Genomic DNA, 23,559 nt, shown 5'->3' with positions numbered 1-23,559 from the left:
ATTAGGCTATGACGCCAGCCGAGGACGCCACCCCATCCGATGCAAAGCCCACAGGCACGGCGCCGGATACGGTCCGGCCGGTGGAAACTGTCCGCCCGGCCCGGGTGCGCGCGGACCGGGAGCTTGAGCAGGACATTCCCTACGGTATCCGGATCGCTGCGTCGTGGGCCTGGCGGATCGGTCTCATCCTTCTTGTGGCCAGCGCCCTGATTTGGCTGCTCAGCCGGATCAGCTTCCTGATTATCCCCGTTATGGTGGCCGCACTGCTGGCCGGGCTGCTGAGCCCGGTAGTGCGCTGGCTGCGGAGCAGGCGCCTGCCAAACGGCGCCGCGGTGGCCATCACGGTGCTGGGGTTCATCGGTGTGATTGCTGGCGCCCTTGCCCTGGTGGGACGCCAGCTGGCTTCAGGTTTCGGCGAATTGTGGTCCCAGGCGCTGACGGGCGTGAAGCAGATCCAGGACTGGCTGGCCGAAGGACCCCTGCACCTCACCGCCGACCAGATCGACCAGTACCTCAAGGAAGCGTCCGCCGCACTCCAGAACAACAGCAGCAGCATCCTCAGCGGTGCGTTGTCGTTCGGCAGCACCGCGGGCCACTTCGCCGCGGGAATGGTGCTGGCCCTGTTCATCCTGATCTTCTTCCTGCTCGAAGGCGACAGGATCTGGGCCTTCCTGGTCCGCCTCCTCCCGAAGAAAGCGCGTGCGGCAACGTTCGGTGCCGGACGCAAGGGCTGGGCTTCCATGGTCAGCTACGCACGGATCCAGATGTTTGTTGCGTTTGTTGACGCGGTAGGCATCGGCGCCGGCGCGGCCATCATCGGGGTGCCGCTGGCCCTGCCCCTGAGCGTGCTTGTGTTCATCGGTTCCTTTATCCCGGTAGTCGGTGCCCTGGTGACCGGGGCCATCGCCGTACTCCTGGCCCTGGTGGCCAACGGGCCGGTCAACGCCCTGATCATGCTGGCTATCGTCCTGCTGGTCCAGCAGCTGGAGAGCCACATCCTGCAACCCCTCGTGATGGGCAAGGCCGTGGCCCTGCACCCGGTGGCGGTCATCCTCTCTGTGGCGGCGGGTTCGTACCTTGCGGGCATCCCCGGCGCGCTGTTCTCAGTCCCCATCCTCGCCGTAGCAAACTCCGCAATTCGCTACATCGCGGCCAGAACGTGGGAACATGAACAGGTGCTGGCAACCCCCGGAGGGCCGGTGACGCCAGGCCCGGACCATGATGACTCCATCAGGGACGTCCGGTTGCCGGGCTTCAAGCCCAAGCGCGGCAAGGACGCCGCAGCCAGCACAGAAGCAGCCAATCCGGACGCCCAGGCCTGAAACATGAGCCAAGGCGCCGGAGCCGTATCCACCCAAGGAGAATAAGTCCGTGAACACCCTTGAAACCCTTCCCGTCACGCTGGACGATGTCCTGGAGGCGCAGAGGCTGCTCGAGGGGATTATTATGCGGACCCCGGTGGAATCGTCACGGGCCCTGGGCAGGATGGTTGGCGGCGACGTCTTCTTCAAGTGCGAAAACCTGCAGCGGGCCGGATCGTTCAAGGTCCGCGGTGCCTATGTGCGCATGGCCAAGCTCTCGGCTGAGGATAAGAAACGCGGTGTTGTGGCCGCGTCAGCCGGAAACCACGCACAGGGCGTGGCCGTAGCCGCCAAAAGCCTGGGCATCAAGGCCCGCATCTACATGCCGCTGGGCGTAGCCCTCCCGAAACTGGCGGCCACGCGCAGCCACGGTGCGGAGGTGATCCTCCACGGCCACAACGTGGATGAGGCCCTCGCCGAGGCGCAGCGCTACGCCGATGAGTCCGGCATGGTCTTTGTGCACCCTTTCGACAATGTTGATGTGGTGTCCGGCCAGGGAACCGTCGGCCTGGAAATTCTCGAGCAGATCCCCAATGTGGACACCGTCCTGATGGGTGTGGGTGGCGGCGGGCTGCTGGCCGGCGTCGCTGTAGCCATCAAGGCCCGGGCCAGGGAACTTGGGCGGGAAATCCGCATCATCGGTGTCCAGGCCGAAAACGCCGCGGCCTATCCGCCGTCCCTCGCCGCCGACGCCCTGGTTCCGCTGAAGAAGGTGTCCACGATGGCTGACGGCATCGCCGTGGGCCGGCCCGGACAGCTGCCCTTCAGCATCATCCGTGAGCTCGTGGACGATGTTGTCACCGTCAGCGAGGATTCCCTGGCGCGGGCCCTGATCTTCCTGCTGGAACGGGCCAAGATGGTGGTGGAACCCGCCGGAGCCGTGGGGGTTGCCGCCTTGATGGACGGCAAGATCGAAAACCCCGGCACCACGGCCGTGATCCTGTCCGGCGGCAACATCGATCCGATGTTGATGCTCAAAGTCATCCAGCGGGGCCTGTCCGCCGCCGGGCGCTACATGACCGTCCGGATGATGCTGGATGACCGGCCCGGTTCGCTGGCCACCATCGCCCGCATCATCGCCGAAAACGATGCGAACGTCACGGGCCTGGACCACACCCGTGTTGGCGGCTCCATCAGCATGGGCGACGTTTCCATCACCGTGAACCTCGAAACCAAGGGCCACGAACATTGCGAGCAGGTCCTCGGCGCCCTTCGTGCCGAGGGTTTCCAGCCCATTGTGGTGCATTAGGAGCAGCCATGCTTGACGCGACGGGGGACGGAAAGCCGCGGAACCGGGAAACCACAGCCTCGCGGGCGAAAGGCGGGCTGTTGGTGGCCGGCGGCTTTGTGGCCGTGCTCTTTGTGATCGAACTGATCAACATGCTGACCCTGCATGCCCTGAACCGGACTTTCGGGCTCAGGCCCCGGTCCGCGGACGGGCTTCTGGACATCCTGACGTTCCCGCTGCTGCACGCCAATCTGAACCACCTGCTGTCCAATGCCCTTCCCCTGATCGTCTTCGGCTTCCTGGTGTTCCTCTCCGGAGTGAGGGTGTTCCTGACGGCCCTCGGGTTCAGCTGGCTGGGCTCAGGACTGACAGTGTGGCTGATTGGCGACGGCGGCATCACCATTGGCGCCTCCGGCCTGGTTTTCGGATTGTTCGCCTTCCTCCTGGTGCGGGGTTTCTTCAACCACAGCTGGCGCCAGATTCTGCTCGCCGTGGTGCTGTTTATGGTCTATGGCGGCATCCTGCTGGGGGTGCTGCCCATCATGGGCAGCTACATCTCCTGGCAGGCGCACCTCGGCGGAGCGGCAGGCGGAGTTGTCGCTGCCCTGTTGCTGCGCCCCAAGCACGCAAGAACGCCGGCCCCCTGACGGGGACCGGCGTTGGCCAGGCTTGGTTGGCCTGAACGATCAGTGTGAAGCGTCAGCCTGCGTAAGGCTTGGCGGAGAGGATTTCCACCGTGATGTCCTTGCCGTTCGGAGCCGTGTAGCTGAGCTTCGCGCCCTCTTTGTGGCCGACGATTGCGGCGCCGAGGGGTGACTTCTCACTGAACACGTCCAGGTCTGAATCGCCGGCGATTTCGCGGGACCCCAGCAGGAATGTCTCTTCGTCGCCTGCGATCCGGGCAACAACGAGCATGCCGGGCTCCACAATGCCGTCGTCAGCGGGGGACTCGCCCACGTGGGCATCGCGCAGAAGGGCCGTCAGCTGGCGGATCCGGGCTTCGATCTTGCCCTGCTCTTCTTTGGCCGCATGGTAGCCGCCATTTTCCTTCAGGTCGCCCTCCTGCCGGGCAGCTTCAATCTTCTGGACAATCTCCGCACGGCCAGGGCCGGAAAGGTGGTCCAGCTCTGCCTTCAGGCGGTCAAAAGCTTCCTGGGTGAGCCAGGCTGCAGGCGCGCTGTTGGTGGTAGACACGGACTTCTCCTAATGGTCGTACATGCAAAAGACCCCGCAACGGTGGCCACTTATGGAACTCAGCAACCAGCTCAGCGGGGTAAAGGTATTGACCCATTGTAGTCAAAACTCTGGACATACCCAACCCGGGATGGGGCATAGATCACACGGCGCTACGTACCGGCACCCGGAATCCAGCAGTCGTCCACTACACCGGAAACGGACAGGGACTCCGTCCGGAGTGTCACGCGCTGCGAAACTGTCCTGCCGCCGTCGGCCGTTCCGTCAGCTTCCCCGGGCGGGATGTCCACTACTTTCCAGCCCACCACGGCGAACTTGGAGTCGAGGGCCTTGACGGCGCACTTGACGGCCGTCCCCGGTTCCCTGGTGACCTGGAAATCAACCTCGGCCGCCGTGGCATCGATGGTGGTGAAACCGATGTCCTTGAACGTTACGTCAGAGCCGGCTGAGGACGTGGAGACCCAGGCCATAAACCCCACTCCGGCCGCCAGCGCCGCTACGGCAATGCCACGTTTGACCGCACGCGGGAGGGGCTGCTTTTTACTGCCATAACGATTGGCTAGGCTAGTGTCTGCAGGCGGGGACACGGCGGGCTGATCCTGGGTAGTCACCAGTCCAGTTTAGTTCGGTTCCAGGCCGTGGCCGTCCGGTCCGGATCAGCACCCCCGGCACAGCTATCCCGTCCGTCCAGTCATGCAGTCCCTTCAGTCCAGCGGCCGTCACAGCAGCCGCAGAAGAATAAGGAGCCGTCCTCGATGACAGCGTCCACCAATGCCCCGGCAACGCTGAGGCTGCTAGCCGTTCATGCGCACCCGGACGACGAGTCCAGCAAGGGTGCCGCGACCATGGCCATGTACGCCGCCGCCGGAGTGGAAGTCATGGTGGCCACCTGCACCGACGGATCCCGCGGAGACATCCAGAACCCTGCCGTGGAAGGCGAGCCGCATCCCAAGCGGGACATGGCCGGCGCGCGCCGGCTGGAAATGGACCAGGCCGCCAAGGTACTGGGCATCAAGCAGCGCTGGTTGGGATTCACGGACTCCGGGCTGCCCGAGGGCGATCCGCTGCCGCCGCTGCCGGCCGGATCCTTCGCCGTCCAGCCGCTGGAGCGCGCCGCGGCGCCGCTGGTGCGGCTGGTCCGGGACTTCAAGCCGCAGGTGATCGTCAGCTATGACGAAAACGGCGGATACCCGCACCCGGACCACATCATGGCGCACCGCGTGGCAGTGGAGGCATTTGCGGCTGCGGGTGACCCCAGCAGGTATCCCGATGCCGGAGCGGCCTGGGAACCCAGCAAGCTCTATTACGACAGGGCCTTCAGCCCGGACCGGTTCCGCGCACTGCATTTTGCCCTGGAAGAAGCAGGCCTGCAGTCCCCGTACGCCCAGCGCCTGGCCGCGTGGCTGGAAACGGACGCGGAAGGCCACACCCCGCCGCAGGGTGCCCATGCCACCACCACGCAGATCGACTGCGGGGACTTTTTTGAGGCCCGCGACGACGCACTCCGCGCGCACCGGACGCAGGTTGATCCGTTGGGGTTCTTCTTTGCCGTGTCGGCCGAGATGCAGCGCCGCGTGTGGCCGTGGGAAGACTACTCGCTGATCGAGTCCAGGGTCCCCGCGGAATTGCCCGAAAAGGACCTTTTCGCCGGGCTAAGATAGAGCGGCAGCATATTCTATGCCGTGTAGAAAAGCTGTGGGCTGGTCCGGGTCCCGCGGACCCGCGTCCGGAATCCCCGGCCGGCTGCCCATCAGTTTCCACAGAAGGTTTGAACCGTGCACCACTTGCTCCTCGCCCTGACAACCACCCCCTCACCGCTGCCGACGCCTGGCCTGCGTGAGGGCATCTCCGAGGACCAAATCACCCCGGGCCTGTGGGGCTTCATCATGACGGCTTTCTTTGTGCTGGCCACCACGCTGCTGATTGTGGACATGGTCCGCCGCATCCGCCGCGTCCGCTACCGGGCGCAGGTGGAAGAGGAACGCCAGGCAGCGGCCGAGGCCGCGGACATTGAAGCTGCGGACGGCCACGACGGCCTCGGTGTTGCCGGCGACACGGATGCGTCCGGCGACAAGGCAGGCCTCGAAGACAACGGTCACGGCCAGGCCGCCGACCGGCCCCAGCCCCGCGACTGAAGCGGGCCGGACCCCGTGTTCCTACCGGCCTCAACAGTTCAGCTGAGGACTGCGATGGCGATCGCCGTGAAATGTGCTGCGAAGGCCAGGACCGTCAGGGCATGGAAGAGTTCGTGGAAGCCAAAGTGTTCGTAGCTGAAGTTGGGTTTCTTCAGCGCGTAGAACACGGCGCCGGTGATGTACAGTACGCCGCCCACACAGATGAGGACGGCGGCGGGGACGCTGGCCGCGAAGAACTCAGGCAGGTAGAACAGCGACCCGCAGCCCAGTGCGATGTAGATGGGCACGTATAGCCAGCGCGGCGCATCCGTCCACAGCAGCCGGAACAGGACGCCGAGAATGGCCCCGGACCAGATGACCCAGAGCAGCAGGACCGCCTTGGGCTGTTCCAGCAGCGACCAGGCCAGGGGAGTATAGCTGCCGGCGATGACCAGCATGATGTTGGTGTGGTCCAGGCGTTTGAGGACAATCTTCACGCCCGGCGACCAGTTGCCGCGGTGGTAGATGGCACTGATGCCAAAAAGCAGGACGCCGGTGGCAGCGTAGATGGCCGAGGTGATCTTACGGTCCGTAGTGGGGGCGAGGACCACGAGGACGAGGCCCGCTGCCAGGGCCAACGGAGCCGTGACGGTGTGGATCCAGCCGCGCCACTTGGGCTTGATCATCAGGAGCTCGGCCAGCCGGACGGCGGCGTCGTTCAAGGGGCTGTGGCCGTGGTCCGCCGAGGGCGCGCGGGGGCCGTCAGGAGTCTGGCTGTTCATGGCTTCAGAATATCCTCTCTTTGGATAAGTTACTCATGGGTAACAATCATGGCAGGTCATCCGGGAACGTCCCGTCACGCCGGTCCCGGTCCCGGGCGGTAGCCTAGGATGTGCAATGCCGTCGAACAGCAACGGAAGTCAGGTGAGTCTCCTCGTGGAATTGCGCGGGTTCCTTTATGGCTTCTACGAGAGGCGGCTGCTCAGCGAGTTGGCCGGCGGCCGCATTCCCAATCACATCGGCGTGATGGTGGATGGCAACCGCCGCTGGGCCAAACAGTTCAACGCACCCACCAGCCAGGGCCACCAGGCCGGCGCGGACAAGATCCATGAATTCCTCGGATGGTGCCAGGAGCTTGGGGTCAAGGTGGTCACGCTCTACATGCTGTCCACGGACAACATGAGCCGGTCCAGCGAGGAGCTGGACCTTCTGATGGGGATCATTGCCAACACCCTGGACCGCCTGGACGATGACGCCAACATCTCGGTCAACGCCATGGGCGCCCCCGAGCTCTTGCCCGACTACCTGGCGGAACGGCTCAACAAGCTCACTGCCCGCACTCCGGTACGCGAAAAGATCCATGTCAACGTTGCGGTGGGCTACGGCGGACGCCGCGAAATCGTTGACGCCGTGCGGGAGCTGCTTCACGACGCCGTCGCCAAGGGCTCTGACATTTCGGCGCTCGCTGACACCCTGTCCGTGGACGATATTTCCCGTTTCCTCTACACGCGCGGCCAGCCGGATCCGGACCTGGTGATCAGAACCTCCGGGGAGCAGCGGCTGTCCGGGTTCCTGATGTGGCAGAGCGCGTACAGCGAGTTCTACTTCTGCGAGGCCTTGTGGCCCGCCTTCCGAAAAGTGGACTTCCTCCGCGCCCTTCGGGACTACGCCGGCAGGCAGCGGCGCTTCGGGACCTGATCCGGCCGGTCCGTTCATCCGGAATTCACAAGCCGGCAACAGGAATCGCCGACGGATGGCACCGGAAATTACTGGGCAAGGATTTACGTTATATCCATCAGCAGGCAAAAACGCCGGCTGATCGGGGAGGCCAGTACATGGAGCGAATTTCGCACCGGTTGTATGGGAGGCCGGACCCGGCCTCCAGGCCGAGCCGCCTCACCAATAACAATTCCGGGCGTGCCCGGGGCTGGAGTCGATGTGGCTAATTCTGAACAACTGCCCGAAGCCGTTTTTGACCAGGGACAGAAAGCTACCTCTCGCGCCACGCGAGCCACCTCACAAACCGGTGCAGCAGACGAAACATCTGCGGCCGGTTTTGCTGTCTCCGGAAGGGACGCCACCATTAGCACGTTCGTCATTGACACCTCCGTCCTGCTCTCGGATCCACGGGCGCTGCTGCGCTTCGCCGAGCACGAAGTCATTGTTCCGATCGTTGTCATCACGGAACTTGAGGGGAAACGGCACGACCCCGAACTGGGCTACTTTGCCCGCAAGGCGCTCCGGCTGCTCGATGATCTCCGGGTGAAACACGGTGGCTTGAGCAAACCCATCCCCATCGGAAACGAGGGCGGCACCCTTCTGGTGGAGCTGAACCACATTTCCGCCGAGGTGCTCCCCTTGGGTTTCCGCAGTGGCGACAACGACAGCCGCATCCTGGCTGTGGCCAAGAACCTGGCCAATGAAGGCCGGAACGTCACCGTGGTTTCGAAGGATCTCCCGATGCGGGTCAAGGCCTCCGCCATGGGACTCACTGCGGACGAATACCGCAACGAACTGGTCAAGGATTCGGGCTGGACCGGCGTCGCGGAGGTCGAGGCCAGTGAGGACGAAATTTCCACCCTGTACGGCCACGAGCCCGTCTTCATTCCCGCAGCCGCGGAAATGCCGGTCAACACCGGGCTGGTGATCCTCTCCAACCGGGGCTCAGCCCTGGGCCGGGTGGGCGCTGACAAGCAGGTGCGGCTGGTCAAGGGGGACCGGGACGTATTCGGGCTCCACGGACGATCGGCGGAACAGCGGCTCGCCATCGACATGCTGATGGACCCCGCCGTCGGAATCGTTTCGGTTGGCGGACGGGCCGGCACCGGCAAATCCGCGCTGGCCCTGTGTGCCGGCCTGGAAGCCGTGCTGGAACGCCGTGAGCACCGCAAGGTGATCGTCTTCCGTCCGCTCTACGCCGTGGGTGGACAGGAACTTGGCTACCTGCCCGGCTCCGAGTCGGAAAAGATGAACCCCTGGGCCCAGGCGGTCTTTGATACGCTCGGTGCCCTGGTCAGCCAGGAAGTCGTGGAAGAAGTTATGGACCGCGGCATGCTCGAGGTCATGCCGCTGACCCACATCCGCGGCCGTTCCCTGCACGACGCCTTCGTGATCGTCGACGAGGCCCAGTCACTCGAGAAGAACGTCCTCCTCACCGTGATGAGCCGCATCGGCCAGAACTCCAAGATCGTCCTCACCCACGACGTCGCCCAGCGTGACAACCTGCGCGTCGGCCGGCACGACGGAATCGCCGCCGTCGTCGAAACCCTGAAAGGACACCCGCTCTTCGGCCACATCACCCTCACCCGCTCAGAGCGCTCACCCATAGCAGCCCTGGTAACAGAGCTCCTCGAAGGCGCCGAAATCTAGACCTGCGTTCCGTTAGGTGAGGGGCCGTGGTCCGGTTCGTCGGGCCACGGCCCTTCTCCGTCGCTTAGACACAACGCATAGGGCCGCCTCCGTCGCTGGGCGACCTCCGGCGGCCGATGCGTCGCGATGCGCTCCTACGAGAAGGTCCGTAACCCGACTAGAGCGCGCCGTTCGTCAAGAGAACCGCGCCTACGCACACGTCCGCCCCTAGTGCTTCGCGTAGGAGCGCATCGCCGACCAGAGGGTGGCGAAGGTCGCCCAGCGACCGTAGCCGCGCGGCGGGAGGTGTCTAAGCGACGGCGAAGTGCTCGGGGCGGACGAACCGAGCCACTACACGGCGCACTAGCCGACGCCGAGGTGCTTAACTGCTGCTTCGTGGCCTTTCACTTGGAGGGTCCAGTCGGGGCGTTTGAAGGTTGCGGGGGTGAGGCGCACTTTTTGGACTTCGACGGCCTTGCCGCCCCAGGATTGCCTGTTGGTGCCGTTGAGTTCGTAGCCGAGGGAGCGGGACACGCCCAGGGAGGCGGCGTTCCAGGCGGCGGCTTCGGATTCGGCCACTTCGGCGCCGAGCCAGTCGAACGCGTAAAGCGCGACGGCGGCCCGCATCTCCGTGCCGAGCCCTTGGCCGTGGAGGGACTGCTTGAGCCAGGAGCCGGTACTGACGGTTTTGAGGGTGGCAAAGTCCTTGGCGCCGATGTCCTGGCAGCCGATGAATTCGTCCTGGTACCAGATGCCCAGGAGCAGGGTCCAGTCCTCGGGTGTGGCCTGGCTGCGGCAGCGCCAGTACCACTGCGCCATGTTGTGCCCTAATGCTTCCGCCGGCAGTTCCGTCCATGGAGTGCTGAAGGGGCTCAATCCAGGTTCGTGGACTCCGCTGGCGGCCGCTGCAACTGCGGCGGGAATATCGGCGTCGGCGATGGGACGCAGCACCAGTCGGGGCGTGGTCAGCTTGAGGCCGAAGAGGGGCCAGATGGAAGTCAGCGCGGTCATCAGGGAAGCCTAGCCCAGGGCGGGCCACGGGAGTCTGTCAAACGCCGGTGATGCCTGGAGCAGGAACTGTGATCAGGCGCGGATGTCCCAGCTGATGTGGCGGCGGACGTCCGTAAGGTTCATGGACTCGGCCACGAACAGGTCGTCCAGCATGTATTCGTCCACCGCGAGGATCCGGATCCAGTGCCCGTAATCCGGGGTTGCCGCTTCCATTGACTGGCTGGCCACGCAGACGCCGGTTTCCAGGTCGATCCGCACCCGGTTGCTGCCGGGCAGGCAGAGCGGAGCGGCAGTATCCGTTGGATGGTAGGACGCGGTAGGCGTCACGGTTGCCTCCAGTGCCGGCCGGCCATCGTGTTCGACGCGGCGAACGGCGTCGATGTCCACGGCGTTAGTGCCCGGGAACTCAATGGGGACCGGTGCGTTCCCGGCGAGTTCCACGGGATCAAGGGCAGCCGAGAAACGGCCGTTCCCGAACCCTGGTTCGCCGTATGCTGCCTCCGGCCGGCGCCTGACCAGGCCGCCGTCGTCGTAAACGGGCGCTACGAGGTGGGGCGGCAGCAGCCAGGACTTCCGAGTGGCGCTGACGTACAACCCGTCCTTGGAATCGTTGATGCCGGTGGTGCTGTGGAGGACAAGCCGGTCGGCGGTTTCCAGGCGCAGCGCCCCGGGCCGGCGTAGCCAGGCGCGGACCAGGGGAGCGGCCGGGTCGGGGACGTCGGAAAACGGTTCATCCCAGTATTCAAAGCGCAGTGACTGCCATTTCCAGGGGGAAGACCGGCAAAGGTTCCGGAACATGGTGCTCAGGTCTGCAGCGGCGGCGCTGCCCTCCGGATCCGGCCGGCGCCTGGTGTCCCATGTCGACATATCCACAGTTTACGCGTGGGCTCTGCGGTGCGGCGCGCGAATCCAGTAGCATCCGAGGGGTGATCCGACGACTCGATGGACTGTGGGACGCCACCCCGCTGGCGTTCTGGCTGGTGCTGGCCGCATGTGCCTACTTTTTGGTTATGGCGGCCCGGCTGACGGTGATTGACGTTCGCCACCATCTGCTGCCCAACCGGATTGTTTTCCCGTCCTACGGTGTGGCGGGGGTCCTGTTGCTCGCGGCGGCCTTGGTGCACGTGATCGCCGGTCCTGCCGCGCTCGTGGGGTCACCCGACGGTGCCGCCGAGCTCCTGGGGATCCCGGCGCTGCGCATCCTGGCGGGGGGAGCGGTCCTGTGGGCTTTCTATTTTGTCCTGCGGATGGTTTACCCGCCCGGCATGGGCTTTGGCGACGTGAAGCTGGCCGGCGTCCTGGGGATGTACCTTGGCTATCTCGGCTGGGGGCACGTTTTTGCCGGGACATTCGCAGCTTTCCTGCTGGGAGGCCTCTGGTCCATGGCCCTGCTGGCGGCCCGCCGCGGCACGTTGAAGTCTTCCATCCCGTTCGGCCCGTTTATGCTCGCCGGCGCCACTGCCGCCATGCTGCTGCCCGCTTAGCGCGAGAGAGACACTTGCGGCCCCGGTCCGCAGGCGCGACGAAAACAACAGGGGCGCCGCAACCCCCAAGATCGCGGCGCCCCTGCAGGCTTTGTTTCTGCGGCTTCCGCCGCTATGGCTTATAGCCGTACGACGCCGGTCAGCGGCGCTGGGAGACCAGCTCGCCGTCGTCGTCCTTCAGGCTGTCCACGGGGTCAGGGACGGCGGCGGCCTCCTTCTCCGTTCCGCCGTTCAGCAGGGCCAGGTGCTCTGCTTCCAGGCGTTCTGCTTCCTCGCCGCCCACAGCCTCGCCCCGGGCCACCATGCCGGCGGTGTCCGAGAGCGGGATCTGCTTCAGGGTGATGGCCAGGATCAGCGCTAGGGCGATGAACGGCACCAGATACCAGAAGACCGGAGCGAGAGAGTCCGCGTAGGCGTTCACGATTGCGTCGCGCAGCTGGTCCGGCAACTGGCTCAGGGCCTGCGGGTCCAGGGTGCTGGTGGACTGCGAGGCCTGTTCCGCGGACTCTCCGGCGCCGGTGAATGCGCTGGTCAGCGATTCCGAGAGCCGGTTGGTGAAAATCGCGCCGAACACTGCCACGCCCAGGGACGCGCCGACTTCGCGGAAGTAGTTGTTGGTGCTGGTTGCCGTGCCGATCTGATCGGCGGGGACAGAATTCTGCACCACCAGGACGATGACCTGCATGATCGAACCCAGTCCTGCGCCGAACACGAACAGCTGGACGCAGATGACCCAGATGGGGGTTTCGGCGGTCAGGGTGGTGAGCCACAGCATCGCCGCGATCGTCAGGGAGGCACCGAGGATGGGGAACATCTTGTACTTGCCGGTCTTGGAGATCCGGATCCCCGAATAGATGGCCATGCCCATCAGGCCCACCATCATGGGCAGCATCAGAAGCCCGGATTCAGCCGCAGAGGTCCCGGAGGACATCTGCAGGAACGTGGGAACGAAGGCGATGGCGGCGAACATGCCCAGGCCCAGAGTAAAACCGATGGCCGTGGCGTTGACGAAGATTCGGTTTTTGAACAGGCTGAGCGGGATGATGGGATCCTCCGCGCGGCGCTCCACCATAACGAAAGCCGCCGCGGAGATGAGCATTCCGGCGCCGAACGCCCATGTCAGCGGTGAATCCCAGCCATCGTCCTTCTTGCCGCCGAAGTCGGTGAAGAAGATCAGGCAGGTGGTGGCGGCGGACAGCAGGATCACGCCCAGGATATCGATCCGCTTTTCGGCCTTCTTGTTGGGCAGTGTCAGCGTGAACCAAGCTGTGACGAAGGCGGCGATGCCGATGGGGATGTTGATGTAGAAAGCCCATTCCCACGTCATGTGATCCACGAAGAATCCGCCCAGCAGCGGGCCGGCGACGGCGGAAAGGCCGAAGATGGCGCCCAGGGGACCCATGTACTTGCCGCGGTCCTTCGCCGGGACGATGTCCGCGATGATCGCCTGCGAGAGGATCATCAGGCCACCGCCGCCCAGGCCCTGGATGGCGCGGAAGATGACAAAGCCCCAGAAATCGGTGGCCAGGGCGCAGCCCACTGAGGCGAGGGTAAACAGGGCGACGGCCACAAGGAACAGGTTCCGGCGGCCCAGGACGTCACCGAACTTGCCGTAGATGGGCATCACGATGGTGGTGGCCAACAGGTAGGCGGTGGTAATCCAGGCCTGGTGCTCCACGCCGCCGAGTTTGCCCACGATGGTGGGCATGGCGGTGGAGACGATGGTCTGGTCGAGGCTGGAGAGCAGCATGCCCGCAATGAGCGCCGAGAAGATGATCCAGATGCGTTTCTGGGTCAGCAGCAGCGGGCCGGCTGCCGCTTTGGGACCGACGGTAGTGGTCATGATGATCCTTTGGAGGTGGTGGGGAGGTTCTGCGCGAACAGGGTCTTGAGGGCCCGGGCGTCTTCGAGGAGCAGCTCCGGGAAACTACGGGTGTTCGACGCCGAGAAGTAGGTTCCGTGCGCGTGGTGGGCTACGGCGGTGATCGCGGTGACGGCCATGACCACTACCGGGTGATCGGCGGGGACGCCTTCACGCTGGGCAATGAGCTGGCGGGATGCGGCCTCGCGTTCGGCGCTGATGCCGACGATCTTTGCGACAAGTTGGGGTTCCTTCTTGATCGCGGCGATGAGCTGGCGGACATCGGTGGCGGGCTCGGAATCCACTTTCGACGCCCAGATGTCCAGGGTGAGCTGGATGAGGTCGGCCAGCAGGGATTCGGAGATGGTCCCCGGTTCGCCGCCGCCGGCCAGGAAGCCGGCCATGAGTTCGCCGGGATGCTCGTCGTCGTGATGGCCCAGGATGGCGTCTTCCTTGGTGGGGAAGTAGTTGAAGAACGTCCGGCGGGAGATGCCCACCTCTTCGCAGACCTCCTCGACCGTGAAGCCGTTGAGCCCTTTGGCCGCGGTCAACGAGCGCGCGACGGCGGTGACAGCCTGGCGCGTCTGCTGGCGCTTGCGTTCCCGGAGGCCGCCGTCGATGTTTGCACTATTTTCCACAAAGTAAAGTTTTGCACTAAATCATGAATAGTGCAAAAAGAATGCAGGCACCACGAACGACGACGGCCGGCGCCTTCCGTGGGGAAGGTGCCGGCCGCCGTCGTACGTTGTTCGTTAGGGGCCTCCGCCGCCGAGGGTTCCCTGGCTGAGCGGAGCGAAGCAAGGGAGGCGGTGGGGACCTATGCCTTGTGCGGCGGGCGCGTCATGGACATAACGTCCAGCGCGGTATCCAGCTGCCCTTCGGTGACCTCGCCGCGCTCCAGGAAGCCCATGGCGACGACGGTCTCACGGATGGTGAGGCCCTCGGCCACGGCCTTCTTGGCGATTTTGGCCGCGTTCTCGTAGCCGATGTACTTGTTCAGCGGAGTCACGATCGAGGGGGAGGCCTCGGCCAGGAATCGGGCGCGCTCCACGTTGGCGGTGATGCCGTCGATCATCTTGTCCGCCATGACGCGGCTGGTGTTGGCCAGCAGGCGGATGGACTCGAGCAGGTTGGCGGCCATCACGGGGATGCCCACGTTGAGCTCGAAGGCGCCGTTGGTGCCGGACCAGGCGATGGCGGTGTCGTTGCCGATGACCTGGGCGCAGACCATGATGGACGCCTCGCAGATGACCGGGTTGACCTTGCCCGGCATGATCGAGGAGCCCGGCTGCAGGTCCGGGATGGCGATTTCGCCGAGGCCGGTGTTGGGGCCGGAGCCCATCCAGCGGAGGTCATTGTTGATCTTCATGAAGGAGATCGCGATGTTGCGCAGCTGGCTTGAGCCTTCGATGAGGCCGTCGCGGTTGGCCTGGGCCTCGAAGTGGTCGCGGGCCTCGGTCAGCGGCAGGCCGGTGTCCGTGGCGAGCAGTTCGATGACACGTTCCGGGAAGCCGGCGGGGGTGTTGATACCGGTGCCCACCGCGGTGCCGCCGAGCGGAACTTCGGCAACACGGGGGAGCGCGGCGTTGATGCGCTCGATGCCGTAGCGGACCTGGGCTGCGTAGCCGCCGAACTCCTGGCCGAGCGTTACCGGGGTGGCGTCCATGAGGTGGGTGCGGCCGGACTTGACGACGTCCTTGAACTCCACGGCCTTGCGCTCCAGCGAATCGGCCAGGTAGCCGAGAGCCGGGATGAGGTCGTTGATCAGGGCTGAGGTGGCGGCAACGTGGACCGAGGTGGGGAAGACGTCGTTGGAGGACTGCGAGGCGTTGACGTGGTCGTTCGGGTGGACAACTTTGTCACTCCCGGCGGCCTTGAGGGCACGCGTGGCCAGCTCGGCGATGACCTCGTTCATGTTCATGTTCGAGGACGTGCCGGAACCGGTCTGGAAGACGTCGATGGGGAAGTCGCCGTCGTACTTGCCGGCAGCTACCTCATCGGCAGCCGCAGCGATCGCCTTGGCCAGCTCGCCGTCGAGCACCCCAAGTTCTGCGTTGGCCTGCGCGGCAGCCTTTTTGACCCGGGCCAGCGCCTCGATGTGCGCGCGTTCCAGGGTCTTGCCGGAGATGGGGAAGTTTTCAACTGCACGCTGCGTCTGTGCACGGTACAGGGCGTTCACGGGGACGCGGACTTCGCCCATCGTGTCGTGTTCAATGCGGAATTCTTCAGTGGAAGTCATGGGGCTAGCTTAGGGCGATCCGGGGTCCGGACTAAAACCGTGAACCGCATGCTACGGGCACTGATCCGGGCGGGGCCTAGACCTCGCCAATCCCGGAAACCACGTTGGCGCGGCCCTCGGCGAGGCTGTAGGAGAGGCCGATCACCGCGGCGCGGCCGTCCTCGATTGCGGCCGAAATCACACGGGAGCTGTCCACCAGGCGCTTGGACGTCTGCTTGACGTGCTCCACCACCATGTCGTTGATCTCGTGCTCGCCGTTCCGCATGGACGTCAAGACAGAAGGCGTGATGCGCTCCACCAGGTCCCGCATAAAGCCCACCGGCATGTTGCCGGTGTCCACTGCGGACTTGGTGGCACTGACGGCGCCGCAGCTGTCATGCCCCAGCACCACGATCAGCGGCACCCCCAGCACACTGATGCTGTATTCGAGGGAGCCCAGGACGGCGTCGTCAATCACCTGGCCGGCGGTGCGCACCACGAAGGCGTCCCCCAGGCCGAGGTCGAAGATAATCTCTGCGGCGAGCCGGGAGTCCGAGCAGCCGAAGATCACGGCAAACGGGTGTTGGTTTTCCACCAGCGACGACCGGCGGGACGCGTCCTGGTTCGGGTGGGACGATTCGCCGGCAACAAAGCGTTCGTTGCCTTCGCGCATGCGGCGCCAGGCAAGGGCGGGGGTCAGGTAGGTAGCCACGGGCTTACTTTACGGGGCGGTGCTGGCTGACGGTGAAACTGTGACGGCCGGGTTGGCGTCCATGGACTGCACGACGGCGGTGGCGAGTTCGGCGAACTCGTCCAGCTGAGCGCTTCCCGTCAGGACAACGGTGGTTCCGCGGTAATTCAGCACCATGCTCTTCTCGCCTTTGCCGGTGTCACGCAGCTCCCAGTCCTGTCCGCCCGCCGCACGCGTTCCCGTCACGGGAGCGCTCTTGGTCTGCTGGACGAGCCAGGTGGGGTTGGACTGGCGGGTCTGGACCAGGCCGATGAAGGACTGGTTCGGTGTCAGGTAGCCAACTTCCCACGTGGGAACGCCGCTGCCGGTGCCCGACTCCCATCGGGCGTAGTTGGACGTGAACGACTTGCCGGTGTCCGGTGTTACGGGTGTGAAGCCCGCCACATCCGTGGCATTCCTGGCCACTGCGCCGACGTCGATGTTCGGGCGGAATCCGTCGCTCTTGGGGAGGGGGTTCATCAGGATGATGGGCAGGAAGGCGGCGATGCTGACCACCAGGGCAACGATCATGCCGATCACGGAGGCATTGGCACGCTTCGCCGCGGCGGCCGGGATTACTGGGCGGACAGGGGCTGCGTCGGCCGTGCCGGCGCTGCCGCCTTTAGCTCCGGAGTCGGAGGGGTCGGGCCCGGGGCTGGTTTTTTCCTGCATTTCACTCACCCCTCTATAGTCGCCCATGTTTACGCGCAACTCACAGTCGGGGGTGTGCAGGTCCATGTTGCAGGGTGGCGTCATGCCACGCCCCGGGGTCGCCGCCGCGACTATGATCAGTAGCAGAGGAATCACCGCATCGGCTGAATCCGGCTGAGCGGATCCAATGATCGCCACTCAAAGAAGAGGTTCACGTGTCACCAGCGCCTATGACCCAGCAGTACTCCACGATCTCCCCCTCCCTGGCTGTGGGTGTCGACGAGCCGGACCGCAACCTTGCCCTTGAGCTTGTCCGCGTCACCGAAGCCGCGGCTATTGCCGGCGGCCACTGGGTTGGTTTCGGAGATAAGAACAAGGCCGACGGTGCCGCCGTTGACGCCATGCGCTCCTTCCTTCACACGGTCCACTTCAACGGCGTTGTGGTCATCGGCGAAGGCGAAAAAGACGAAGCCCCCATGCTGTTCAACGGCGAACATGTTGGCGACGGCACCGGCCCCGAGTGCGACGTTGCCGTGGACCCGATCGACGGAACCCGGCTGGCCGCCCTCGGCATCAACAACGCCCTGGCAGTCCTCGCCGTGGCTGAGCGCGGCTCCATGTTCGATCCGTCCGCGGTGTTCTACATGGAAAAGCTCGTTACGGGCCCGGAAGCCGCCGACATGGTGGACCTCCGCCTGCCGGTCAAGCAGAACCTGCACCTGATCGCCAAGGCGAAGGGCGTGAAGGTCAACCAGCTCAACGTCATGATCCTTGACCGCGACCGCCACCGCCCGCTGGTCGAAGAGATCCGCGAAGCCGGTGCGCGCACTAAGTTCATCATGGACGGCGACGTTGCCGGCGCCATTGCCGCAGCCCGCTCCGGCACCGGCGTCGACGCCCTCATGGGCATCGGCGGCACCCCGGAAGGCATCGTTGCAGCCTGCGCCATCAAGTCGCTCGGCGGCGTCATCCAGGGCCGGCTGTGGCCTACCAGCGACGACGAAAAGCAGAAGGCGATCGACGCCGGCCACGACCTGGACCGCGTGCTGTCCACCAATGACCTCGTGTCCAGCGACAACTGCTACTTCGCGGCCACCGGCATCACGGACGGCGACCTCCTCAAGGGCGTCCGCTACTCCAAGGACAAGGTCCTCACGCAGTCCATCGTGATGCGTTCCAAGTCCGGCACCATCCGCTTTGTTGACGGCGAGCACCAGGCCAGCAAGTGGGAAGGCTACGCCCGCAAGAACTAGCAGGTTCTTCACCCCGCGTACTCCTGCGCGAACGGACACTTGAGGCCCCGGAACAAGGGGCCTCAAGTGTCCGTTCGCGCATGTCCCCTGCCTCGCGAGCGATTTTGGACGTCCCCGGCCCGGTGGCGGGACTGCAAGGCGGCCTTCACCAGTTCGAGGACGAAGGGTTTGTCTCCCTCAAGGTCCTCCTTGAAGACCCTGACTTCCGTCCAGCCGAGCCGCTCAGTGACGGTCCTGCGCTTGTTGTCGAGCCGTACTTGCCGGGCATCCGAGTGATGGGAGCCGTCGTACTGCAGCGCCAACCGATGTTGAATGTACGCAGCATCCGGCCACACCGCGGGCTGACCCCAGCCATTGCGGATTACGTGGTTCAAAGCCGGTTCGCCAAGGCCCGTGCGCGCCAGTGCCAGCCGCATCTTTGTTTCCTGTGGGGAATCGGCACCAACCCTGATTTCGTCGATGGCCAGCCGTGCCGTTTTCATGCCCCTCATCCCGGGATGTGCGGCGATCATGCGGTGCAGATCATGCATCGTGGCCAGTGGCTCTTTGGGCCGGGGGAAGTCAGTTCCGTGGCTGGCAACCACGGAGTCACCGACGGCGATTAATTCATCTACGGTGAGCAGATTTGCCAAATCCAGCCACGTGCGGGCTGGCGAGGTGACGCGGACGCCGTCGTGCATCACAACCTCGCCAGGCTTGAACGTCATCCGGTGGCCTACGACGTTCTGGCGCCGGGGTCTGCTGCCTTCCCGCTCCCGAGCCACGTGGATCCGCCAGTCTTCCTGTAGCCACGGCGGAAGCCCTAACTCCCATATTCTGCCGCCCGAGTGATGCGTGAGCACCGACGTTTCGTCCAGCGCCGTGTACGCCCGGAGGTTGGCCGCGGCGCCGGCGCTGCTCTCCAGCGGAATGCGTACGCCGCGGGATGGAATAACGACGTCGGGTTGCCGCTGCCGTTTGCGCGACACTCCGAAAGCCTCCGCGGTGGCCGACGTAAACGATCCGGTGAGTAGCTCCCCAGGGAGCGGTGCGAGGCCCATGCTTTAGTGTGCACACGTCTGGCGGTGGCAAAGCCGTTATCCACAGGTTTTGTCCGGTCGAATGCGCGAGAGGACACCTGCGGCCCTGGACAGAGCTGGGTGAGGGGGCTTAAGTGTCCGTTCGCGCTGGGCGCGCGGAGGGGGAGCGGAGGGCGCGAAGCCTGTCGCGCAGCTTGCGGGCCAGCTGGTACGCGTTGTACCGGAGCTTTTGAACGGGGAGGTCCCAAGTGCCGGGGTACGCTACCTCGTGGCCGCCGAAGGACTTCTTGAACGCGGTGAAACCGGCCCATTTGTGGCCGGGCTGGTCCGCCGGCGCAACACCCCAAAGGTCCACGTATTTCAGGCCGCGGTCCTTCGCATCCGCCATCAGGGTCACCAGGAGCGGTATCCCCGCACTGAGCTTACGGTGCGTGTCATCCAGGGCTGCGTGGGCATAGGTCCGGGTATCCGCGGAATCGTAGGCCAAGGCCGCGGCGATGGGCCCACCGTGCAATTCGGCGATGAACAGCGTCGCAGCGCCTGCCGGCATGAGGGAGGCCGCCACCTGCGTCAGGTACGCGTCGCTCTGCGGCTTGAATCCGTTCCGCCGGGATGTCATGTGCAGGAAGTCCAGCAGGATCCTGATGTCGTCCGGTTCCTGTGACGTCCGGAACGTGACGCCCTTCTTGTGGATGTTCCGGTAGAGGTTCCGGTTCACAGGCTTCATCGCGGCCAGGACGTCCTTGAAGTCGTCTTCGAGGTCCACGATCCAGCTGAGTTCAGGCTGCTGGTTCACGGGTGCCGGCTGCAGGCCGCGCCGGCTGAGCTCCGCGGCGGCCGGCATCTCCAGCCCGGCGGACACCGGCTCAATCCTGACAAACACAGCCCCGCACGAGCGTGCCGTTGCCACCAGGGCGGCCAGGGCGGCGTCGAACGCCTCCGCGGAGGATGCCACCGGCCCATAGGGGGCGTAGAGGACCTTTCCGGCCGGGTTTTTCTCCTCGACGGCCAGGAAGCTCCAGCCCGGGCCGGACTGCTGATGGACTGTGCGGCCCAGCGACGACTGGACATCCGCCCAGGCAGGCGTCTGCAGGAAGAATTCCACGGCTCAGGCCTTCAGGGATGTGGTCACGGCGAAGGCAACGGCAGGGGACTCGGCACCGGCCACCGGGTGGACATTGACCGGTGCTTCCGCGGCGGGAAGGAAAGCGCTGCCCCCGCGGGCCAGCTGCAGGTCGCCCTTGGGCGAATCGAGATACACCGATCCGGCAACAACAATAACGACGACGGCGCCCGCCTGGGCCAGCGGCACCGGCTCCGCGCCGGGTGCCAGTTCGATCCGCTGAAGCTGGAACTCCCGGAAGGGCGGCTGGTACAGCTCCTGGCCAAGGCCGGAGACTTCCGGCGCGAGCAGCGGCACCGCCACAGGCTGGAATTCGATGGTCCGCAACAGCTCCGGCACATCGATGTATTTCGGCGTCAGCCCGCCGCGGAGCACGTTGTCCGAGGACGCCATGACTTCAACACCCAAGCCGTGCAGGTACGCGTGCACGTTGCCCGCGGGGAGGTAGACGGCCTCGCCGGGGGCCAGCGAAATCCTGTTCAGCAGCAGCGAAATCAGCACGCCGGGATCACCCGGGTACTTCTCGTTGAGGCTGATGACCGTGGACAGTTCCGCTTGGTACGGTGCCAGCGGAGCGCCGGAGATCAGAGCCGCGGCCACCATGGCTGTGGTGTGGGAGACGTCATCGCCGCCCGTGATCAGGCGCTCGAAGGCGCTCCTGAGGCCGGCACCCTCGTCCGGGTTCTCCAGGACCTCAAGCAGCTCCACGAGCAGGGGCGGGACCCCGGTTTCCACCAGGTCGAAGCAGGCGGCAAGGTGGAGCAGAATCTTCCGGGTTGATGCCGGCGCCCGGAACCCGCACAACGCTTCGAACGGCGTCAGCGCGAAGATCATTTCGGGCTTGTGGTTGTCATCGCGGTAGTTGCGGTGCGCGGCATCGGGCGCAATGCCGTCAGCATTCTCCCGGGCGAATCCCGCTTTGGCCTGTTCGATGCTGGGATGGACCTGGAGGGACAACGGCAGCGCGGCAGCAAGGATCTTGGTCAGGAACGGGAGCCGCGGGCCAAACTCGGCCACAGATTCGCTGCCCAGGAAATGTTCCGGATCTTCGGCAATCAAGGCATCCAGGGGTGCCACGGAGCCGTCCACCCGGCGGGCCACCGAGGGGGCGCCGGGGTGGGCGCCGATCCAGAGTTCGGCTTCCGGCCGGCCGGACTCGGGGCGTCCCAGCAGCCCGGCGATGGCGGTGGTGGATCCCCAGGCGTAGTCGCGGAGGACGTTCTCAATTTCGTACACAGCCGGTGTCCATTCTTGGTGTTCGTTTCGGTGCTTCTCTGCAGCCAGGGTTCTATGCAGTCAGGACGGCAGCAGGAGCCTACTGCGGGGCACATTGTCCGTTGGTGGCCACGAGTTGGCGGATAGCTTCCTCGTCACCCTCGCGCTTGAGCTGATTCAGCAGCTCCTCGGTGATCGGTTCGCCGTCGGGCGTTGTAGTCACCGGGGTGAAGTCCGACGACGGCGGTGGGGTTTGCTGCGCGGCCCAGCCGGCTGGCAGGCTGGCAGCCGGCCGCAGTGGCGGGGACGCCTGCAGGACTCCACCGACGCTTGATGCCTGCACCATGCTGTCAACGGGTGCGGCAGCCTGTGGGCCCGAAGCTGATGCCAGCAGCTGGTCCACCTTGGCGTGGATGATGTCGAAGTCGGGCACCGTGGAGAAGGACGCGTCGAAGTCGGGCGGGCCGATGGTGAGCCGCTTGACCTCCAACCCCTTGGCCTTCATGGCGAGGTCCACAAAGCTGCCCAGCTGGGACGAGGAGATATTGGACTCCACAACCTTGGTGCCTGCGCTGGCGATGTCCTCGAATTTGGACAGTAGCGTGGCCGGGTCCAGCTGCTTCAGCATGGCCTGCTGGACGCACTGCTGTCGCTGGATCCGGGAATAGTCGTCGACGTATTCGCGGGACCGGCCGTACCAAAGGGCGTGCTCGCCATCGAGTGTTTGTTCACCGGCAGGAATCCAGCCCAAGGGCATGCCATGGGTGCGGGTAACCTCGTCGAAGTAACCGCTCATCGGAACCCAGCCGCCGGCCTTGATTTTGATGCCGCCCATCGCGTCAATGAGTTTGGCGAAGCCCGCCATATCCACCAGGACGTAGGCCTGGACAGTAATTCCCAGCGTTCCTGAGACTGCCTCGAGAGTCGCCTGCGCACCGGGATCGGCTACACCCGGGTAGAGGTCGGCGTAGTCATTCGTCACTTCGGTGTTAATGGCGTTGATCAGGCACACATCGCCGCAGTCGTAGCCGTCCGGGTAGATCTCGCGCATGGGCGAGCCTTCGCTGAACTGGGCGTTCTGCAGGTTACGCGGCACGGAGATGATGGCAGTCTGGCCGCTCTTGGCGTCCACGCTGAGCACGGAGAGGCTGTCCGGGCGCCGGCCAGTGCGGTCGTCACCGGCGTCACCGCCCATCATCAGGAAGTTGTAGCGGCCGTCCACAGGATCGATCGACGGTCCCGTCGCGAAGATGCTGCCGATGGCGTTGCGTCCCACGTTCAGCAGGTAGGCGGCATACCCCAAGGTGCCGCTGCTCAGGACCAGGGCAAGGACCAGGGCGATGCCGACGGCGGGACGCGCCGCCGGTGCCAGCAGCACGGGGCGGATCAGCCGGAGTGTGTTGATGAACAGAAACGCCCACCCGAGCGCCAGGGCCACCAGAACCAGGATGATCACCAGCGAGGCGAACTGATTGGTGATGACGTTTATCAGGAGCGACCGGTTCACCACCAGCAGCAGCAGGGTGACCGCCAGCAAAGCCCAGGCGCTCAGGGTGACGCGAAGGGCAAGACGGCCGAGCCTGCGGTCGCCGGCCACAATTTGAGCGCTGCCGGGCACCAGAAGGGTCATCACGACTAGGGCAAAGCCCCGTTTGGTCCGGACGGGGGCTGAGGCGCTGGTCGGATACCGGACGGGATCAGTCATGACCTTGCCGGTGGCTGGCTGCTGCGGTTCGCTTCTGGACATGT

At 65.0% G+C, this 23,559-nt stretch carries 23 protein-coding genes; 9 read left to right on the top strand and 14 right to left on the bottom strand.

Annotation, left to right across the window (positions count from 1 at the left end):
* Positions 1-8: 8 nt before the first annotated feature.
* The 3 genes from AU252_RS04300 to AU252_RS04290 are packed head-to-tail and all read left to right on the top strand — an operon-like array spanning position 9 to position 3,236.
* Complete coding sequence (locus AU252_RS04300; RefSeq protein WP_083510251.1) at positions 9-1,322, top strand: AI-2E family transporter; 1,314 nt, start codon at positions 9-11, stop codon at positions 1,320-1,322.
* 49 nt (positions 1,323-1,371) lie between these two features.
* Positions 1,372-2,610, top strand: a complete 1,239-nt coding sequence (gene ilvA / locus AU252_RS04295; protein WP_058929659.1) for a threonine ammonia-lyase — start codon at positions 1,372-1,374, stop codon at positions 2,608-2,610.
* An 8-nt stretch (positions 2,611-2,618) separates the two neighbouring features.
* Positions 2,619-3,236, top strand: a complete 618-nt coding sequence (locus tag AU252_RS04290; protein WP_058929658.1) for a rhomboid family intramembrane serine protease — start codon at positions 2,619-2,621, stop codon at positions 3,234-3,236.
* A 52-nt stretch (positions 3,237-3,288) separates the two neighbouring features.
* On the opposite strand, the gene greA is transcribed toward AU252_RS04290, so the two are convergent.
* Positions 3,289-3,783: a transcription elongation factor GreA gene (greA, locus tag AU252_RS04285; protein WP_056343498.1), complete on the bottom strand. Its 495-nt coding sequence runs from the start codon at positions 3,781-3,783 to the stop codon at positions 3,289-3,291.
* Positions 3,784-3,935: 152 nt separating this feature from the next.
* Positions 3,936-4,394 (bottom strand): DUF4307 domain-containing protein, encoded by a 459-nt coding sequence (locus AU252_RS04280; protein WP_058929657.1) that lies wholly within the window; start codon positions 4,392-4,394, stop codon positions 3,936-3,938.
* Positions 4,395-4,538: 144 nt separating this feature from the next.
* Between AU252_RS04280 and mca the strand changes: the two genes are divergently transcribed.
* Together mca and AU252_RS04270 are read left to right on the top strand one after the other, a co-directional pair.
* Positions 4,539-5,444 carry a mycothiol conjugate amidase Mca gene (gene mca / locus AU252_RS04275; RefSeq protein ID WP_058929656.1) on the top strand — a complete coding sequence of 302 codons (906 nt, stop codon included), beginning with the start codon at positions 4,539-4,541 and terminating at the stop codon, positions 5,442-5,444.
* 114 nt (positions 5,445-5,558) lie between these two features.
* On the top strand, positions 5,559-5,918 hold the full coding sequence (locus tag AU252_RS04270) for a hypothetical protein (protein ID WP_058929655.1): 360 nt from the start codon (positions 5,559-5,561) through the stop codon (positions 5,916-5,918).
* A 38-nt stretch (positions 5,919-5,956) separates the two neighbouring features.
* Here AU252_RS04270 and trhA read toward each other — a convergent pair whose 3' ends face one another.
* On the bottom strand, positions 5,957-6,679 hold the full coding sequence (trhA, locus tag AU252_RS04265) for a PAQR family membrane homeostasis protein TrhA (RefSeq protein WP_240484314.1): 723 nt from the start codon (positions 6,677-6,679) through the stop codon (positions 5,957-5,959).
* A 154-nt stretch (positions 6,680-6,833) separates the two neighbouring features.
* Here trhA and AU252_RS04260 point away from each other — a divergent pair, with 154 nt between their 5' ends.
* Positions 6,834-7,595, top strand: coding sequence for an isoprenyl transferase (locus AU252_RS04260; protein WP_058932737.1), 762 nt, complete (start codon positions 6,834-6,836; stop codon positions 7,593-7,595).
* 240 nt (positions 7,596-7,835) lie between these two features.
* Entirely contained in the window at positions 7,836-9,266 is a 1,431-nt protein-coding gene (locus tag AU252_RS04255) for a PhoH family protein (RefSeq protein WP_058929654.1), read from the top strand.
* A 342-nt stretch (positions 9,267-9,608) separates the two neighbouring features.
* Here AU252_RS04255 and AU252_RS04250 read toward each other — a convergent pair whose 3' ends face one another.
* Together AU252_RS04250 and AU252_RS04245 are read right to left on the bottom strand one after the other, a co-directional pair.
* Positions 9,609-10,256: a GNAT family N-acetyltransferase gene (locus AU252_RS04250; protein ID WP_058929653.1), complete on the bottom strand. Its 648-nt coding sequence runs from the start codon at positions 10,254-10,256 to the stop codon at positions 9,609-9,611.
* A 72-nt stretch (positions 10,257-10,328) separates the two neighbouring features.
* The gene (locus AU252_RS04245) at positions 10,329-11,123 is read right to left on the bottom strand and encodes a hypothetical protein (protein WP_058932736.1); all 795 of its coding nucleotides are present in this window, start codon (positions 11,121-11,123) and stop codon (positions 10,329-10,331) included.
* Between the two features lie 59 nt (positions 11,124-11,182).
* Here AU252_RS04245 and AU252_RS04240 point away from each other — a divergent pair, with 59 nt between their 5' ends.
* On the top strand, positions 11,183-11,740 hold the full coding sequence (locus AU252_RS04240; RefSeq protein ID WP_058929652.1) for a prepilin peptidase: 558 nt from the start codon (positions 11,183-11,185) through the stop codon (positions 11,738-11,740).
* A 139-nt stretch (positions 11,741-11,879) separates the two neighbouring features.
* Here AU252_RS04240 and AU252_RS04235 read toward each other — a convergent pair whose 3' ends face one another.
* The 5 genes from AU252_RS04235 to AU252_RS04215 form a co-directional block, all read right to left on the bottom strand.
* A complete protein-coding gene (locus AU252_RS04235; RefSeq protein WP_058929651.1) occupies positions 11,880-13,583 on the bottom strand; it encodes an MDR family MFS transporter in 1,704 nt (567 codons plus the stop codon).
* Positions 13,580-14,239, bottom strand: a complete 660-nt coding sequence (locus tag AU252_RS04230) for a TetR/AcrR family transcriptional regulator (RefSeq protein ID WP_058929650.1) — start codon at positions 14,237-14,239, stop codon at positions 13,580-13,582. Before AU252_RS04230 ends, AU252_RS04235 begins: the two co-directional genes overlap by 4 nt.
* A 179-nt stretch (positions 14,240-14,418) precedes the next feature.
* On the bottom strand, positions 14,419-15,840 hold the full coding sequence (locus AU252_RS04225) for a class II fumarate hydratase (RefSeq protein WP_058929649.1): 1,422 nt from the start codon (positions 15,838-15,840) through the stop codon (positions 14,419-14,421).
* A 76-nt stretch (positions 15,841-15,916) separates the two neighbouring features.
* Positions 15,917-16,531, bottom strand: a complete 615-nt coding sequence (locus tag AU252_RS04220; RefSeq protein WP_058929648.1) for a carbonic anhydrase — start codon at positions 16,529-16,531, stop codon at positions 15,917-15,919.
* Between the two features lie 9 nt (positions 16,532-16,540).
* Entirely contained in the window at positions 16,541-17,221 is a 681-nt protein-coding gene (locus AU252_RS04215; RefSeq protein ID WP_083510250.1) for a DUF4245 domain-containing protein, read from the bottom strand.
* 209 nt (positions 17,222-17,430) lie between these two features.
* Here AU252_RS04215 and glpX point away from each other — a divergent pair, with 209 nt between their 5' ends.
* Positions 17,431-18,453, top strand: a complete 1,023-nt coding sequence (gene glpX, locus AU252_RS04210; protein ID WP_205630678.1) for a class II fructose-bisphosphatase — start codon at positions 17,431-17,433, stop codon at positions 18,451-18,453.
* A gap of 62 nt (positions 18,454-18,515) precedes the next feature.
* Here glpX and AU252_RS04205 read toward each other — a convergent pair whose 3' ends face one another.
* The 4 genes from AU252_RS04205 to AU252_RS04190 form a co-directional block, all read right to left on the bottom strand.
* Positions 18,516-19,493, bottom strand: coding sequence for a hypothetical protein (locus tag AU252_RS04205; RefSeq protein WP_058929646.1), 978 nt, complete (start codon positions 19,491-19,493; stop codon positions 18,516-18,518).
* Between the two features lie 109 nt (positions 19,494-19,602).
* A complete protein-coding gene (locus AU252_RS04200; RefSeq protein WP_058929645.1) occupies positions 19,603-20,577 on the bottom strand; it encodes a lipid II:glycine glycyltransferase FemX in 975 nt (324 codons plus the stop codon).
* 3 nt (positions 20,578-20,580) lie between these two features.
* Positions 20,581-21,831 carry a mannose-6-phosphate isomerase, class I gene (gene manA, locus AU252_RS04195; RefSeq protein ID WP_058929644.1) on the bottom strand — a complete coding sequence of 417 codons (1,251 nt, stop codon included), beginning with the start codon at positions 21,829-21,831 and terminating at the stop codon, positions 20,581-20,583.
* A 79-nt stretch (positions 21,832-21,910) separates the two neighbouring features.
* A complete protein-coding gene (locus tag AU252_RS04190) occupies positions 21,911-23,557 on the bottom strand; it encodes an LCP family protein (protein ID WP_058932734.1) in 1,647 nt (548 codons plus the stop codon).
* Between the last annotated feature and the right edge of the window lie 2 nt (positions 23,558-23,559).

Source organism: Pseudarthrobacter sulfonivorans, assembly GCF_001484605.1.
GTDB classification, from domain to species: Bacteria; Actinomycetota; Actinomycetes; order Actinomycetales; family Micrococcaceae; genus Arthrobacter; species Arthrobacter sulfonivorans_A.
This window is presented reverse-complemented; position numbering and strand designations above follow the sequence as displayed.